This window comes from Enterococcus sp. AZ071 (genome assembly GCF_050499065.1).
Taxonomy (GTDB): Bacteria; Bacillota; Bacilli; order Lactobacillales; family Enterococcaceae; genus Enterococcus_A; species Enterococcus_A ferrettii.
This window is the reverse complement of the sequence record NZ_JBIPAS010000002.1, coordinates 437,685-453,079: the sequence shown is the minus strand read 5'-3', so window position 1 is coordinate 453,079 and position 15,395 is coordinate 437,685. Positions and strand designations below refer to the sequence as shown.

Below are 15,395 nucleotides of genomic sequence, written 5' to 3'. Positions count from 1 at the left end.
AGGCGGAAAGTAGATACATGGAGGAAACGAATGAAGGTAATTATCACGATGGCTGGTCGAGGCAGCCGTTTTACTAAACAAGGCTATACACAGCCTAAACATGAAATCATGGCTGGGGAGCGCAGCTTGTTCTCTTGGGCAGTCGGATCATTGAAACAGTTTTTTGACGAAACGTTTCTTTTTATTGTCAGAAAGGGCAGCTATTCTCCAGAGTCTTTAAGAGAAGAAATTGTGCGATTGGGAATTAAAACTTATGAAATTATCGAATTGGCTGAAGTGACGAAAGGGCAAGCCGATACGGTTATGCAGGTAGCGAAACTTATAGATAAGGATGAAGATATTCTGATTTACAACATTGATACAACCATTAACCCTGAATGTCTTTCCAAGGAGGCCATTCTTCAAGGGGATGGCAGTGTTCCCTTATTTAAAGCAGAAGGCACTCACTGGTCCTTTGCCAAACTGGATGAAACTCAGGAAAGGATTACAGAGATGGCTGAAAAGCGTCCGATTTCTTCTTGGGGTTCGGTAGGATTATATTACTTCCACCCATGGCAGGATTTCTCTGAAGCCTTTGAAGCAATGTCCGCTCAATTATTGGATGAGTATGGCGAGATTTATATTGCCCCTTTGTATAACTATTTGATTGAGCAGGGGAAAACTATTCATCCGGTATTTTTACCTCAGAACAGTTATGCGGCACTGGGGACGCCAGAGGAGTTAGAAATATTTATCAAAAATAATGCGTACTTTGTGGAGGAAAGCTAAATGATGCACTATTCAAAAGACAATCGCACATCGATCGACTATACAACGGAAACAGAACCAATTGGAGACAAAGGACTAGGCAGTTTATTGGTTCTTTTACAGGTGCTTCAGGCAGTGGAAGCAGGGGAGTTATTACTGACTGACCAAGTCAAAGTGAATGAGGTAGTCGCTAAAGAAAAGCGTTCACCGAATGCGGTTCAATTTGATGAGGGCGAATTTATTTCTTTAAGCGAATTGATTCGACTGCATGTTTGTACGATGGGACCAGACACCAGCCTATTGTTAGCCAAGCTGTTTAGAGAGCAAACGAAAAAAAGTTGTCAAAAGGCAATTGATGCCTTTGTTGTTGAAAATGAATTAACGGAAAACTGTTGTAAAAATATCTCGGGACGGAAAAAAAGAAACGATCCTCAAAGCTATACTATCCAAGATGTAAAGAAAATCAGTGTAATGTTCATGGAGCTATCGAAGGAATTATTGGCTTACTTTATCGACGTCGAATGTGTTCACAAGGGCAAACTGTTTAAGAAGCAGGGACATCTGGTGGGTGAACGAGAAGTAGGCTATCGAATTTCATGGTTAAACAACAGTATCGCATTTGATGAGCACACACTGGTAGTTGTTTTAGAAGCAGAAAATACGTTTGAATTGGACCAGCAGCTTCTAAAACTGTGGTTTGAAGAAGACTATGAAGACATCAGTATTGAAAAACTAATAAAAGAAAACAAAAAACAAAAAACGTTTCGGAAAAAGAACGTCACTATGACAGTCGTTGGAGATACCTATTTAGGAGAATGGTATTCCGAAAGAAGAATCAAACGGAATCAGTGGGATCCGTTGACTGAAGAAGGCTATGATTATTCCTTTGAGAAGGTCCAATCTTTCTTAGATGAAGCAGATTTCACCATTGCCAATTTGGAAGCTGTTTTGGTGGATGATCCTACTATCTCTCCAATGAAAAGGAAAAAGAAATTTGTGCTGGGGGCAAAAGCAGACATAACCGCTGAAACCTTCAAAAAGCATGGCATTGACTTAGTGACCCTAGCTACGAATCATACCAACGACTTTGGTCGCGCGGGCATCCTATCCACACTCGCTGCCTTGAAAAAACAGAAAATTGCGGCAATTGGTTCGGGACATACCTCTCTTGAAGCACTTTGTCCCTATCGGTTAAAAACTAAAAGCCAGGACCTATTCATTTTTAACGGTTATTGGTTTAGAAATGGGCAATACAATGAGTTTGGCATGTATGCCCAAGGGAATCACTTAGGAGGAAATTGTTTATCTCAACAATTATTCCGCACGATTCAACGAACAAAAGAGGAATTTCCTGCCTCCAAAGTAATCGTTCTTTGCCATTGGGGGATTGATTTCCAACACATTAATCCAACACAACGTTTCTTAGCACGACGCTTAGTCGAAGCAGGTGCGGACTTAATTATGGGGCACGGTCCTCATGCGATTCAACCCATTGAACAAGTCGATGGCGTGGATGTTCTTTATAGCTTGGGCAATTTTGTCTTCAATAGTAATGGCGAGTTTGACACTCATCCGGAGGCAGTTCCTTATGGCATGGTTACGCAGTTGAAGCTTGAAGATGACCAAATGATTCTTCAGGCACAGATGATTTATGCTGAAAATCAACTAACCAGATGGCAGCCTCGGAAAGTGGATATGGAGGATTTCAAGCGAATCCTAGAAACCTGGGGTGAAGCCAACCTGCAAGAACTGGGCTGGCAGATCAATCGAGAAGACGGCACACTGACAAAACAAGTGTGTTAGGAGAGGAAAACAAGATGAAGAAAACGTGGGCTGTCATGTGTGGCGCTATTCGGGAAGAATTGGAAGTTCGATTAACCATCGATAAGCTCTTGAAGATGAGAGCAGCCAAAACAATCGAGGGTATCCTGTTGAGTACTTGGCAGGGTGAGTTTGACCGCTTTCCAGAATTAAAACAGGAATTAGAAGAAAATCACATAAAAATTATCGAACAACCGCCATTAGAAAGACGGGTGGATTTAAACAGAAGTACCTCCATTAATTATATGCGGCAAGCCTTGCAGTTTCAGGCAGCACTGGATCATTTGCCAGCGGATTGTTTTGTGTTGAAGGTACGAACCGATCGTGCATTGAATCATATCAAGAAGTTTGACGCCTGTTTAACCAAAGAGCCTAAACGAATTAAAAATACCTTTTCTAAAGGAAGCCATCAAAGAGAGATGCCTGCAGTCTTTGACTACAAAATTACCGTTATTGGTGCCAAAACCCATCGTATCTTTAACTTCAGTGATTTTGTGTTTTGGGGACATGCGAAGGATGTTAGAAAATTGGTGAATTTTGACATCGCGGAATTGTATGTCAGTCGTGATTTAGTAGCCAATACTCAATGGTTCGTTTATCCAATTCTGCGACAATTTCCGATCATTCGTGATTATTTCCGCCTGATTAACTTTAGACCTCTGATTAAGGGGATAAAGGAATACTTTGAACGAGACGAGGCAGAGGATTATTTTCCAGCATTTTTCTATCGTGTGTATGCCGCGTATTTACTGATTCAGGCACATTACTTTGATTTGGTGGAGGTCAATGGCAATCAGTACGAGACGACCTGCCATTTCAAAGATCTGTTTTTAGATAAACGATCAAACGGTATTCTTCATGGGCCTTTAGGCAGTGTACTGATGAACAACCAAGTGGTGCATAGCTTTTTAGATGCCAAGAACTGTAGTGGTGAAGCTTCAGACGATTTATTTCACCAAGCACTGTGGTCAGAGGAATTATTCAATGCAGCGACCAATGAAGAATTTGATGAGTTGAGAATCTTTGCCAAAAACAAAGGCTGGGGCTTATCCGCTAATTGGCTGAGAGAGAGAAATTGGCGAAAGAAAGTAGCGGAACAAAAACGGGAGTATTCAGAGCCTGTACTGACCTATCAGTTTGTTGGTTTAGACGAAGAAGAGAATCATGAACTCCTCGAAGCATTAAAAGACAAGGAACGAGTGGATGTCTTTTTATACAATTACTGGCTGAACCATTCGAAGCTAGATTTTTCTTCAGCTGAACAAATGGTCCTGCCGTTTGGTCGGACGCAAAATCAGAATGCCTTGTTGATTTTATCGCGCATGTTGCGCAGGGGCATGATCACTGATTCAAAGACACAAGAAAGTCTGGAACATCTGATTCAGGTGTCCTTTGATGTTCAAGTACAAAGAAAAACAGCGAATATCAAGACCTGCCAGTATATGCTTAACCGGGTATTGTCCTTACACTCAGAAAAAACAAACCAGGATTTCTATTCTGACAGCCGGACTCGGTTTATTTTGGATCGTTATTTAGAGAAAGCAGAGTTTGAGGCAGTGATGCGTGCTCAATTTTCTTGTAAGGAGCTAGCGAACTATCTGTATCAGTTATCTGATGAGTACTTAGAAAAAGGTCGAGATATCCGGGCGCTGAGGCTTCTTGAATTAGGGACCGAAGTGGCACTGACTAATCAATCTATGACTAAGATGTTAACGATCTATGAAAAACGAAGAAACAAGGAGAATGCCACGCTTACCAAAAAAGCGCTGCTTTCTTTAACGAGATAAAAAATTCAACCAACGAGAGGAGTACGGTCGTTTCACACTTAAAATGACCGACAGATTACATGAAACAGATGGAGAAAGAAATCTTCCAGCCTACCGTGCTAACATTTAGCACCAAAGAATTCATCGGAAAACGGCCTTCAGGGGTTCGACAATCCCCGTGGGGAACGGTTCATTTATTGCTTTATTTAGCCATTTTACAGGATATGGAGGCAAACAAGTTGTCGCCAGATCAGGAAATTTGTTTTTCCATAGAGGCTGAAAAAGAGTACGCGGCTCGACGATCCACCCACGGAAAATCTGGGGAAAAACGGCCATTAGGGGAGTTATTGAATCAGGCTATTTCTCTCAATGCACCGGATTGTATTGTGGCTTTATTTGATGTCTATGGTGGACTGAAAGGAACCCTGCGTCGAGTCAACCAATTTATTTTTGCTTCTAATTATTCTCGAAAGACACCAACTGGCCGAAAAATGATTCCGCAGCTGACTCATTTATATGACTATTATCAAATTGGTGAAGAGTTCTTGCGTTTATCAGATAAAAGCTTCGACTATCTCAAGAATCGGGATCATCTGATTCATGGAAAAGTATATAAAGCGCAATCTCAGCTAGGGGATCAAGCAGGAGTACTTGGCAGCATTTTTTGGGGAACCGATCAAAGCGACTGCTTGGTTTTCAAAAAGGAGGCAGATCAGCGGATTTGTACCTTAGTAATTAATGGGAAAGATTACAACCATACGGCTGATTTGGCGATGCAGCCAGAATCTGCACCCAAAGAGTATTTGGTGGAAAAAGAGCCGAATCTGCCCCACAAACAATGGTTAGAACAAACCTTTGAAGGTTATTTTCTTAATGATGAGCTGGGTGCTAAATTAGTCATTGATCACACGGTTTGCGATCCCACCTTGACGTTACGAAACAACTGGCAAAATGTGGCTTACATCGCGCTATCGGCAGAGAGTTATCGGGCGATCATTCCCAAGGCGAAACGGGATTTTCACGGCAATGAAATCATTCTGCGATACAAAGTAGAAAAGCATTTATCGATCATTATTACTGACGAACCCATTCTCAAACTGAAGGATACAATCCCTCAGTTCATTGTTCCCAATAGTCTAACCTTTGCTTACCATTATGCCGCGTATCAAATGGGGAATTACCATGGAAAATTTTGTGCATTGACTGGAAGTGTTGGAAAATCATCCACTCGTCTGATTATGGAGCATTTACTAAAAGATGAGGGAACTATCCTGGCAAATATGGGCAATGCGAATCTGCATTACCCAACGTTCAGCTTATCAGTAGAGATCAATGATAATTACGATTTTGTTCTATTCGAAGCTGCCGGTGCCTGTATGAATCGACTGGGCTATGGCAATAATGCCTTTATCTGGCAAACAGACGTGGTTATTATTCCCTCCTTCGGCAGTGCGCATGTTGTTGATGGAGTAGAAAATAATTTGTGCAAAAAGAAAGAACTCTTCTTTAGTGTGAAGGAAAACGGGTATGTAGTGATTAACAAGGATATGGATGAAGATCATTTGGCTAGTTTTGTGGAGATGGCTCGGCTCTTCAAGTTGAATGTCCTTCTATTCAGTTTTGAGGATAAAACGACTGATTGCTATCTGCTTGAGAAAAAAGTGTCCCGAGAGAAGACTGATGTCCGCATTTCCTTCCGGGGTAAAGAAGTGACTTTTACTTTGACGACCGATAGTGATGGACAAATTCAAAATGCTATGGGGGCACTATTGGCACTGGACTGTATGGGTTCTTCAGTTGAAAAGATGGCACCTAAGTTAGCCGACTTTCACAGCTTGAAACGAGTTTTGCGTCCGATTCCGCTAACTTTAAATGAAAAAAATGTCACGGTGATTGATGATACCCATAATTCTGCTATCGAATCTATGATGAACGGTATCGATTTTTTTACCAGTAAGAAGCCTTTTTATAAAGGCAAAAGTCTTTTAGTGTTAGGCGAAGTAGATTACTTAGGAAATGAGGAAGAAGCAAGATTTCATCACGAACGTTTGATTCCCCACATTAATCAAGCCGACCCAGACCAAGCCATTTTTTACGGGAAATCTTTTAAAGACCTCCCCGTGTCTATCGCACCTGTGACCTGGTGTGAAACCAAGGAACAGGTGATAGAAAAGATCATGGCAGAGGTAACAGAAGATTCTCTCGTATTTATTAAGGGATCCCATGGTGAAACGGGCTTTTATGAAGTGACTGAAATGATCAAAAAACAAGCAGAAAAGAAATAGGAGAAGATGATGGCAGGTAAAACGATAGAAAAAGTGCAGCTGAAGGAAAGAAACGATTCAGAAATGCTTTCAAGAAACTTGTTGACTAATGCTTGGTGGACAAATCGATTCTCTCATTGGGAGAAACTTGGTGAAGAGCTTGTGCTTGATGAAGATGACCAAGGATGGATGAATCTATCTATGGATAGTGAAGGAAGTGCACAGCTGCAGCAATCGCTAATTTTGAAAGAAAATCATTGTTACTTCATTATGTTTGATGTCAAAGTGACCCGATACGTTAGCGGATTATTCGGGGTACAGGTCAATGGTCGCTTTGTTGCAGGCAGCTCACGTCTTGGACTACGTAGGAAAACGAAAAATAAAGGCTATGAAACCATTACCGGTATCGTAAAGACTGGCAGCTTTCCTAGTCAGGAGTACACTCTTTCCGTTGGAAGTATGGAATCAGCCAATGGTGCTGGAAACGTTCGACGCTTGTCAGTATATGATCTCACTGCGATCTATCAGGCGGGGAATGAGCCAACTGCGGAAGCGTTCCTAGAAGCATTGCCAGACACGCAAGATGAGTTTGGTGTTGCTTCGACCGGGCGGCAGTTGTTTGCAGCGTTGGATACAAAAATAAACAGACTGAGCGGAAAAGGTTTCGGAGCTTCAGATCGTGAAGCACATGCCGCTTTCTTAAAAGAAATGAATCAGAAAGCCTGCGAGATAGGAATGGAACAGACAAAGATTGAGAATATGCATGGCTTTAAGGTAGATGGACAAGTTTCAACGGCGAAAGATTTTTTGAAGTTGGGCATACAGGTTTTGGGAAGTGATAAGCTGGTAAAAATTTGGGGTACCAAAGATTACACAGTACGCATTGAGGGTGGAAACAGTCGGAAGGAGACGGTGAAAACGACCTTACGAAATGCGTTCTTAGAAGAGAAGTACACTGTTCTTGGTGGTAAAACTGGAACGATTGGAAGAGATGTTTTGGATGTCATTACGTTAACTGTTGACCCATCATCGGGTGATCTCTACCTAGCTGTTGTGATGGGAGCCACTGGAGTAACGGGTGAAAATGATCGTTTTGAAGCCGTTCATCAATTAATCACAGCCTGCAAAAATAAATCTGGGAACGTAGGCTCGGAGGTGTCCTTAAAAGCGACTTCTGGAATGGCTCTGCGGGTGCCAAATGGGAACCCTCTTTATTATACGAATCAGCTTCCGAATTCAACGATAGGGATTCATGAAACACAGGTAGTTACTCCGGCAGCCTTGTCTAAGGTAATGACAGCACTTTTGCTTGTAGAGAATATACAAAATTTGAATGAGATTGGCATGATTGTTTCTTCAGATATTACTGGAGGAAGTGGTCCTAGAATGTTTGAAGGAGATCGAATCAGCTTTAAGGATGCATTGTATTTATTATTCTTGGCAAGCTCCAATACCGCTGCGAAGTTTATTTCAAGAGAGGTTGGACATCGGATTATTCAAATGAGAGAGAATCTTCCGTTGTGAGCAATTTTCTAGAGGACTATTTTTAAAGACAAAATAGGTAAGTGAGGAATGTGTGATGATCCGCGAATATTTTCATCGAATAAAGAATGGGTACTTTAGAATGACTAGCAATGATCAGTTCAATACCAATCAGTTTCATTTTCATTCATCAGGCATGGTATCTGGCTATAACAGTAATTTTAATGAGCATCATTGGAGAATAGAAGAGGATCAACTCATTATTTATGATAGGAAAAACAGACCTTCCACAATCACTAACCATGCAGTACTTGAGAACGGAAAACTTGTGATGATCGGGAAATTTCGTAACACTCACATTATTCAAAAGTTTGTGGAACGTCCTGCTATCACCCCTGTAAGGTTCCTTCAACACTTGGTAGTCACTGAAAAACTACTCAATTATTTTGAAGCATCCGGCATTACCTTTGAACGTTGGACCACAGGAAGACGATTCCAACCAGGGGACTCAGTCATTGTTCCAAGTACACTTCAGCTGGAACCTTATACCAGTTTTGATGTAGGAAGCAAGCTGTGCAGCATGGGAAGCTACACGTATTCTTCCTCTAGTCTAGCTACAAATGTTACAGTAGGTCGCTATTGCAGTATCGCCCCGAATGTAAAAATGATGGGCTTTCAACATCCCACGAATCGATTCTCTACTTCTCATATTGTTTATGGCAGGCATTACCCTGCGAAAAATGGTTATAAAGATTTAGGTGAACAGGCGACATTCAAGCCTGTTCCAGTAAGCCAAAGCCAATCTTCGATAATTATCGGAAACGATGTGTGGATTGGCGAGGATGTAACGATCAAGCAGGGAGTAAAAATAGGGAACGGTGCAGTCATCGCAGCTCATGCCGTTGTGACAAAGGATGTACCGAACTATGCGATTGTTGGTGGGGTACCGGCAAAGGTGATAAAATATCGATTTGATGAGGCAACTATTCAAAGCTTACAAGAAAGTCAATGGTGGAACTATAATATTTTGGCTTTGTCAGTAGCAGGAAATGCAACACCCTCAGAATTTTTAGCTGCGTTTGAAGAGCATAAAGCATTACTGCCAAAGCTGGGAGAAAAGATGATAACTTTGGATGACTTATTAAACAGTTTGATGTGATTGATAGTAATTTCAGGAAAAGTATACCATGCATATCAAGCTGATTGTAATTACTGTTTTTTAAGCGACAAAGTTTTTTTGAAAATGTAAAGTTGACTTTTACGGAATAAATAAAAAAATTAGCTCATTATAGATTCTCAAATTTTGAAAATTGATTTATGAACGTCAAATAGCTATCAATTTAGTTATCTGACGTTCATATACATGAGTTAAGGTAAAATATCTTTGTGAGGCTAAAAAGATGTCTTTTTTTTTTGCACCAAAAAGAACGTACGTTCATGTGCGATGGATGTAATAGGTAATCTCCTAAAAATTATGTGGAGGAGATTGATTTGAAAAGAAGGATAAGATATTTTGTTTGTTGGTACTTGGTCTGTTTTTATTCACCATTGGAGACAGTAAATCAGACGCAGCAGAAAAACCAGTCGTGATAGACAGATTTTTAACAATGATTTATTCAGAGGATAAAGAAGAAGCCATTCTTATCAGAAATGCACATTTGAAGATTCTCTATTATGATGCTCAAGGAAAAAGACATGTTTTACGTGATGATTTAGTTTCGGATAATAATGGAGAAATTAAAAATATAACTGTCAATGTTCCAGATGACATTATTCGTGTCTATTTTGAATATGTATTAAGTCGACCTGAAGTGGGAAAGATTGTTAATTCTAAAGGGATAACTTATCGTCCAATAACTGGATTTGTGCTTCCTGATAATCGAACAATAGATACAACTTTAGTACGTTTTCTCCTTAATTCAAGTGTTGAGAATGGCAGAGAACATAATTATCAGGCAATAAAAATATGGAACAGATATTATGATATGGTGTATGAAACAACAGATCGTATACTTGGATAAATACCAAGCAACTATCTACTTGGTCAACAACGGTGATGTCAAATATGAACAACGGTGCAAGATATTTGATAGTCGTTTAGAAATCAATATTTCCGAGTTACTCAAACCACTGGATTATATTATTGAAGTCCATGTAAAGTGGATGGGTTTACGTATAGCTTTCCATCAGATGTCAATTATAAGTTGCAAATTAGTGATTCGAATGTCATAGAAGTATAACTATAAATACAAGCAGTCGATTTTTGTTTATACAAAGTCGGCTGCTTATTTTTGTGTATATGTGCAGGACAACTTCTGCAATCGTATCTTACGCTTACTAAAAATCGAAAAGTCGTGGACACTACACCCACGACTTTCTTCTACACCCATCTTTTTTCATTGCGATTATGTTGAATAATTCTCATTAAGCCTAATCCCAGCCCCCCAATAGTGATCAGGCTCAGTAGAATAACTATACTAGCGAAAACCACAGTTATCCAAGGTGTTTGCATAAAAGTGATCATTGGTTGAATTAGCAGGTCATTTACCATAGTGGGAATATCTAATTGCTGAAGCTGATGCAGAGCAGCCAGTATTTCTTTATCATGAAGGTTACCTCCAAGAGATAGTGCGTAAGTACCAGCTCCGTGATTGCCAATAGCGATCCTGCCGATTGCTAGATTCCCGATACTTAAGTAACCAATTCCAAGATTCGCAAAGGCTAAGAGTCCCAAAGCGAAATTTCCAAAGCCTATCGGTCCTACCGCCAGGCTGCCAAAGCTGATTAATCCACCTGAAGCAACGCCAAAGGACATTACACCTAATGAAAGTAACCCGACTGAAAAAATCCCTCGACTAAAAATTCCCAATGAAAAAATGCCGGTAGAAAGAAAGCCGCAGCTGATAATTCCTTTTGCGTGTGGCAGCTTTTTCAAGATTGAAAAGTAGCTATACTTAAATCCATATGTCCGAATGAGCTCCAGAAAATTGGGAATCACGACGTGCAAAATCGGCAGCAGGCCAATCATTCATTTGCTCTTATACTCAAAGTAATAAACCGGCTCTCGTTCGTTTAATAAATTGTCGATAGTAGTTTCCAATAGTTGGGCAATTTTCTTTAGTGTTTCTATATCGGGCTGTCCATTTCCTCGTTCCCATTTCGAGACGGTTTTGTCCGACACGTAGAGAATACTTGCTAATTGTTTTTGGGTAAGTTCATGTTGTTTGCGGTATCGCTTTAGTTTCTTTGCTAAAAAATTCTCCATTGATTGTCTCTCCTACCAAGAAATTGTAGTTGTAACTTCTTGTTCTAAGCATAGCAAAAAAAGCTGTAGCAATGGAGAAAAAAATCAAAAAAAGCAACTCTACTCTAAGTAGAATATTGGTTTTATAGGCTTTTCGTGGTATTCTGAGAAAAAGAAGGTAAGGACGTGTTTAGATGAGAATTCTAGTAGTCGGTGGCAATGGTACGATTGGAAAAGCTGTCGTGACGAAATTGCAGGCGGAAAATTATGAAGTTTTGACAGCGGGAAGAACGAGCGGAGATGTTCAAGTGGATATCACTTTGCCGGAAAGTATCGAGCAGATGTTTCAAAAGATTGGCAATGTGGATGCGATTATTTCTACTACAGGAGCAGCTAAAAAAGTTCTGGTTGAAGAGATGACACCAGAAGATAATATGGTGGCGGTTCAAAGCAAGCTGTTGGGTCAGATTAATTTGGTGTTGATTGGACAAAAATATTTACGTAATAATGGAAGTATCACGTTGACTACTGGAGTGATGAAAGACGATCCGATTGCGGCAGGTGCTTCTTCTGCAATGGCGAATGGAGGAGTAGCTGCTTTTGTTAAAGCAGCAGCGATTGATTACACTAGAGGTATTCGGATTAACTGCGTGAGTCCAAATGTTTTAGAAGAATCCTATGATCGCTTGAAGGAGTCTTTTAAAGGTTTTGTTCCAGTTCCGGCAGATCGTGTAGCAACAGCGTTTTTGAAGAGCGTGGCTGGAAAGCAGACTGGACAAGAGTATAAAGTCTATTAAAAGTCTTTTATAAATAGTAAGTAGCCGTTCCTGTTTTGTTGAGGAACGGCTGTTTTCGTCGGCTAAGTTTTACCAGAAAGAGAATCTTTTGAAGCAGCCTCTTGTTCTTCTTTGAATCGCTCTAATTCGTTTTCGATGAATTGATCCAATGGCTGCTTCTGATTGCTGGCTTGGTCCATCTGAAGAATTTCGTCAATGGATTCTTGTTCTAGAAACTTTCCTAATCCTTTAGCTAAATCCTTAGCCTGCCTCAGCATAAAATCTTTTTCAAGTTCAGCCATCTCATCACCTCAAAAATTGATAGTACTTCTTACTAATAAACAAAAGACCGAAAAAGGAAGCCAACATGAAATTTAGACAAATGAACAATTTCCAATTTTGAATTGAACCAAGTAGCAAAAAGTTGTTTAGGGCACAATTGACTAATAAAACAATAGCAGCCGTTTGATAAGCTAAAAGACTGGAACGCTCGTCATCTCCCATTTTGAACAGTAGGAAAAAAATACTCAGCACAAGAACAACAGAAAGTACGCAGGCGACAACCAACAGATTGTTGGAGAAAATTTCCCCTCTACTGATAATTAGGTGATCAATGGTCTTCATGGTTCACTTCTCCTTCCTCAATATATTCAAAAATCTCAGTAATATCAACATTGAAAAACTTGGCTATACGAAAGGCTAAAAGCAAAGATGGCAGATAATTGCCTTTTTCCATCACAAAAATGGTCTGTTTTGAAACGCCCACCTGTTGAGCTAATTCCCGTTGAGACAGTCGGGCTAGCACTCGATATTCATAAACCTTATTGGTGATAGAGTCACTTATATTTTTTTTCAAATCAAATCACCTCTTGTAATTATGATAAACTAAATTTATACAAAAGTAAAGTTTACTTATACGATTGCTGGTTGGAACAGAGAATTTCCCTAAAACGGATCTCAATTTGTTAAAGAATAAATTACCTAACACTTTGACTGATTTAACTGACTAATCGAACTCCTTAACCGCTAAGAAAGGGGTTACAATAAAATCAAATTTGAGGGGGAACGTATTATGCCGATTGCAGTTCATCAAGAGGGAAAGATGTTTCATCTATTCAATGATGAGATAAGTTATGTCATTCAAGTATTGTCAGATGGGACATTAGGAAATTTATATTATGGAAAACGGATTACAGACCGAGACTCCTTTGATCATTTAATTGAAGCAGAATATCGTCCGAATACAGCGTATGTAAACAAAGGGGATGTCAGCTTTTCAAGAGAGCATTTACGGCAAGAATATCCAGTGTATGGCTCAACAGATTTTCGTCATCCAGCGATTACGGTTCTGCAAGAAAATGGCAGCCGAATTTCGTCATTTGTGGTGAAAGACTATACTGTTTTTGATGGAAAGAAAGAACTGGATCAGTTGCCGGCAACTTATGTTGAACAAAAGAATGAAGCAGCAACATTAGAGATTCAACTTTTGGATGAGCTGCTAAATTTGGAGCTAACACTAAGCTATACTATCTTTGAGCAGCAGCCGGTTGTGACTCGATCGGTTAAGGTAATTAATCGGGGAGAGCAAAAGCTTCATCTGGAGCAGATAATGAGTATGAGTTTGGATTTACCAGATAGTAACTATGAGCTGCTGCAGCTTTCAGGGGCTTGGGGAAGAGAACGACATTTGCAGTTCAGAAAACTGGTACCAGGGATTCAAAGTATCGAGAGTACTCGGGGGTCTTCCAGTCACTATCAAAATCCTTTTATTGCATTAAAGCGGCCTGATTGTACTGAGCAAATGGGGGAGGCAATTGGCTTCAGTTTAATCTATTCGGGAAATTTTCTTGCCCAGGTAGAAGTAGATACTTACAATGTTTCGCGGGTTTCATTGGGAATTAATCCTTTCAATTTTGATTGGGTGCTGGAGTCGGGAGAGAGCTTTCAATCGCCAGAAGTAGTGATGACTTATAGCAGCAAAGGCTTGAATGGAATGAGTCAAAGCTACCATTGGTTGTATCGTAAGCGGTTGGTTCGCGGCCAGTGGCGTGATCAGGAGCGCCCAATTCTAATTAATAATTGGGAAGCAACGGGCATGGATTTTACTGAGGAGAAATTGATTGATTTTGCTAAGACTGCTTTCGAGGATGGCGTAGAATTGTTCGTGTTGGATGATGGTTGGTTTGGCGGCCGCCGACACGAGCGTGCTGGCTTAGGGGATTGGTTTGCGAACGAGGAGCTATTGCCTAATGGGATAGCTGGTCTGGCGGAACAAATCAATCAGATTGGTTTGTCCTTTGGTTTGTGGTTTGAGCCTGAGATGGTTAATGAGGACAGTGAACTTTATCGAAAACATCCTGACTGGATCATCAAAGTACCTGACCGCACAGTTTCTCATGGCCGCCATCAGTATGTCTTGGATTTTAGTCGAGAAGAAGTAGTTGAAAAAATTTATCAAATGGTTGCTAAGGTATTAGGAGAAGCAAAGATTAGCTATGTTAAATGGGATATGAATCGTTGCATCACGGAAGCTTACTCGGAAAAATTACCGGCCGAACGCCAAGGGGAGTTATTCCATCGCTATATACTGGGAGTATATACGCTGTATGAACGATTGACTTCAGATTTTCCGCATATTCTGTTTGAATTTTGTGCTTCAGGAGGCGGTCGCTTTGATCCAGGAATGCTTTACTATTCTCCTCAAGGCTGGACGAGTGATGATACGGATGCGGTTGAGCGATTGAAGATTCAATACGGTACGTCATTGGTTTATCCATTAAGTTCGATGGGGGCACACGTTTCGGCAGTGCCAAATGAGCAGTCTTTCCGGGAAGTATCGATGGAAACACGAGGGAATGTAGCGGCTTTTGGTTCGTTTGGTTACGAATTGGATTTGAACCAGCTGACGGAAACGGATCGGGAAATTGTCAGGCAGCAAATCTGTTTTATTAAGGATTACCGTAAAATCATTCACCAAGGAGACTTTTATCGGTTGGTTAGTCCCTTCGAGGGAAATTATTGTGCTTGGATGGTGGTGTCAGCTGATAAGAAAACTAGTATCTTGGGGTACTATAAGATTTTAAATGAAATCAATGGACCGTTCTCGCGTTTGCAGCTGAAGGGCTTAGCCTCAAAAGTTGAATATACTAACGTTCAAACAGGAAAGACTTATTTTGGTGATGAGTTAATGAATGTTGGTTTTGTAACTAGCGATACGTCGTGTGGGCAGGTCATTGATGGACGAAAAACTTCCCATGATTTTGATTCTAGAATAATCGTGCTGCAGGCAAAATAG

General features: G+C 40.4%; 14 protein-coding genes. 9 read left to right on the top strand and 5 right to left on the bottom strand.

Annotation, left to right across the window (positions count from 1 at the left end; all coding sequences use genetic code 11):
* Nucleotides 1–30: 30 nt before the first annotated feature.
* The 7 genes from IGI49_RS20700 (at nt 31) to IGI49_RS20670 (ending at nt 10,101) form a co-directional block, all read left to right on the top strand.
* A complete protein-coding gene (locus IGI49_RS20700; protein ID WP_429965691.1) occupies nt 31–768 on the top strand; it encodes a glycosyltransferase family 2 protein in 738 nt (245 codons plus the stop codon).
* Nucleotides 769–2,550 carry a CapA family protein gene (locus IGI49_RS20695; protein ID WP_429965692.1) on the top strand — a complete coding sequence of 594 codons (1,782 nt, stop codon included), beginning with the start codon at nt 769–771 and terminating at the stop codon, nt 2,548–2,550.
* 14 nt (nt 2,551–2,564) lie between these two features.
* On the top strand, nt 2,565–4,355 hold the full coding sequence (locus tag IGI49_RS20690) for a hypothetical protein (RefSeq protein ID WP_429965693.1): 1,791 nt from the start codon (nt 2,565–2,567) through the stop codon (nt 4,353–4,355).
* A gap of 59 nt (nt 4,356–4,414) precedes the next feature.
* A complete protein-coding gene (locus tag IGI49_RS20685; RefSeq protein ID WP_429965694.1) occupies nt 4,415–6,619 on the top strand; it encodes a Mur ligase family protein in 2,205 nt (734 codons plus the stop codon).
* A gap of 9 nt (nt 6,620–6,628) precedes the next feature.
* The gene (locus IGI49_RS20680) at nt 6,629–8,122 is read left to right on the top strand and encodes a hypothetical protein (protein ID WP_429965695.1); all 1,494 of its coding nucleotides are present in this window, start codon (nt 6,629–6,631) and stop codon (nt 8,120–8,122) included.
* 55 nt (nt 8,123–8,177) lie between these two features.
* Nucleotides 8,178–9,239 carry a CatB-related O-acetyltransferase gene (locus IGI49_RS20675; RefSeq protein WP_429965696.1) on the top strand — a complete coding sequence of 354 codons (1,062 nt, stop codon included), beginning with the start codon at nt 8,178–8,180 and terminating at the stop codon, nt 9,237–9,239.
* A gap of 358 nt (nt 9,240–9,597) precedes the next feature.
* Nucleotides 9,598–10,101, top strand: a complete 504-nt coding sequence (locus IGI49_RS20670; RefSeq protein WP_429965697.1) for a hypothetical protein — start codon at nt 9,598–9,600, stop codon at nt 10,099–10,101.
* A 359-nt stretch (nt 10,102–10,460) separates the two neighbouring features.
* On the opposite strand, the gene IGI49_RS20665 is transcribed toward IGI49_RS20670, so the two are convergent.
* Together IGI49_RS20665 and IGI49_RS20660 are read right to left on the bottom strand one after the other, a co-directional pair.
* Nucleotides 10,461–11,108 carry a hypothetical protein gene (locus IGI49_RS20665; RefSeq protein WP_429965698.1) on the bottom strand — a complete coding sequence of 216 codons (648 nt, stop codon included), beginning with the start codon at nt 11,106–11,108 and terminating at the stop codon, nt 10,461–10,463.
* Nucleotides 11,109–11,345, bottom strand: coding sequence for a helix-turn-helix transcriptional regulator (locus IGI49_RS20660; protein WP_429965699.1), 237 nt, complete (start codon nt 11,343–11,345; stop codon nt 11,109–11,111).
* A 173-nt stretch (nt 11,346–11,518) separates the two neighbouring features.
* On the opposite strand from IGI49_RS20660, the gene IGI49_RS20655 reads away from it, so the two are divergent.
* Nucleotides 11,519–12,121 (top strand): short chain dehydrogenase, encoded by a 603-nt coding sequence (locus IGI49_RS20655; protein ID WP_429965701.1) that lies wholly within the window; start codon nt 11,519–11,521, stop codon nt 12,119–12,121.
* Between the two features lie 62 nt (nt 12,122–12,183).
* On the opposite strand, the gene IGI49_RS20650 is transcribed toward IGI49_RS20655, so the two are convergent.
* Genes IGI49_RS20650 through IGI49_RS20640 form a run of 3 tightly spaced genes read right to left on the bottom strand, consistent with a single transcriptional unit; the run spans nt 12,184 to nt 12,956 of the window.
* Complete coding sequence (locus IGI49_RS20650) at nt 12,184–12,402, bottom strand: hypothetical protein (RefSeq protein ID WP_429965702.1); 219 nt, start codon at nt 12,400–12,402, stop codon at nt 12,184–12,186.
* 4 nt (nt 12,403–12,406) lie between these two features.
* Nucleotides 12,407–12,724 (bottom strand): hypothetical protein, encoded by a 318-nt coding sequence (locus tag IGI49_RS20645; protein WP_429965703.1) that lies wholly within the window; start codon nt 12,722–12,724, stop codon nt 12,407–12,409.
* Nucleotides 12,711–12,956, bottom strand: a complete 246-nt coding sequence (locus tag IGI49_RS20640; protein ID WP_207704575.1) for a helix-turn-helix transcriptional regulator — start codon at nt 12,954–12,956, stop codon at nt 12,711–12,713. The genes IGI49_RS20645 and IGI49_RS20640 overlap by 14 nt, the downstream gene beginning before the upstream one ends.
* Nucleotides 12,957–13,172: 216 nt before the next feature.
* Here IGI49_RS20640 and IGI49_RS20635 point away from each other — a divergent pair, with 216 nt between their 5' ends.
* On the top strand, nt 13,173–15,395 hold the full coding sequence (locus tag IGI49_RS20635) for an alpha-galactosidase (protein WP_429965704.1): 2,223 nt from the start codon (nt 13,173–13,175) through the stop codon (nt 15,393–15,395).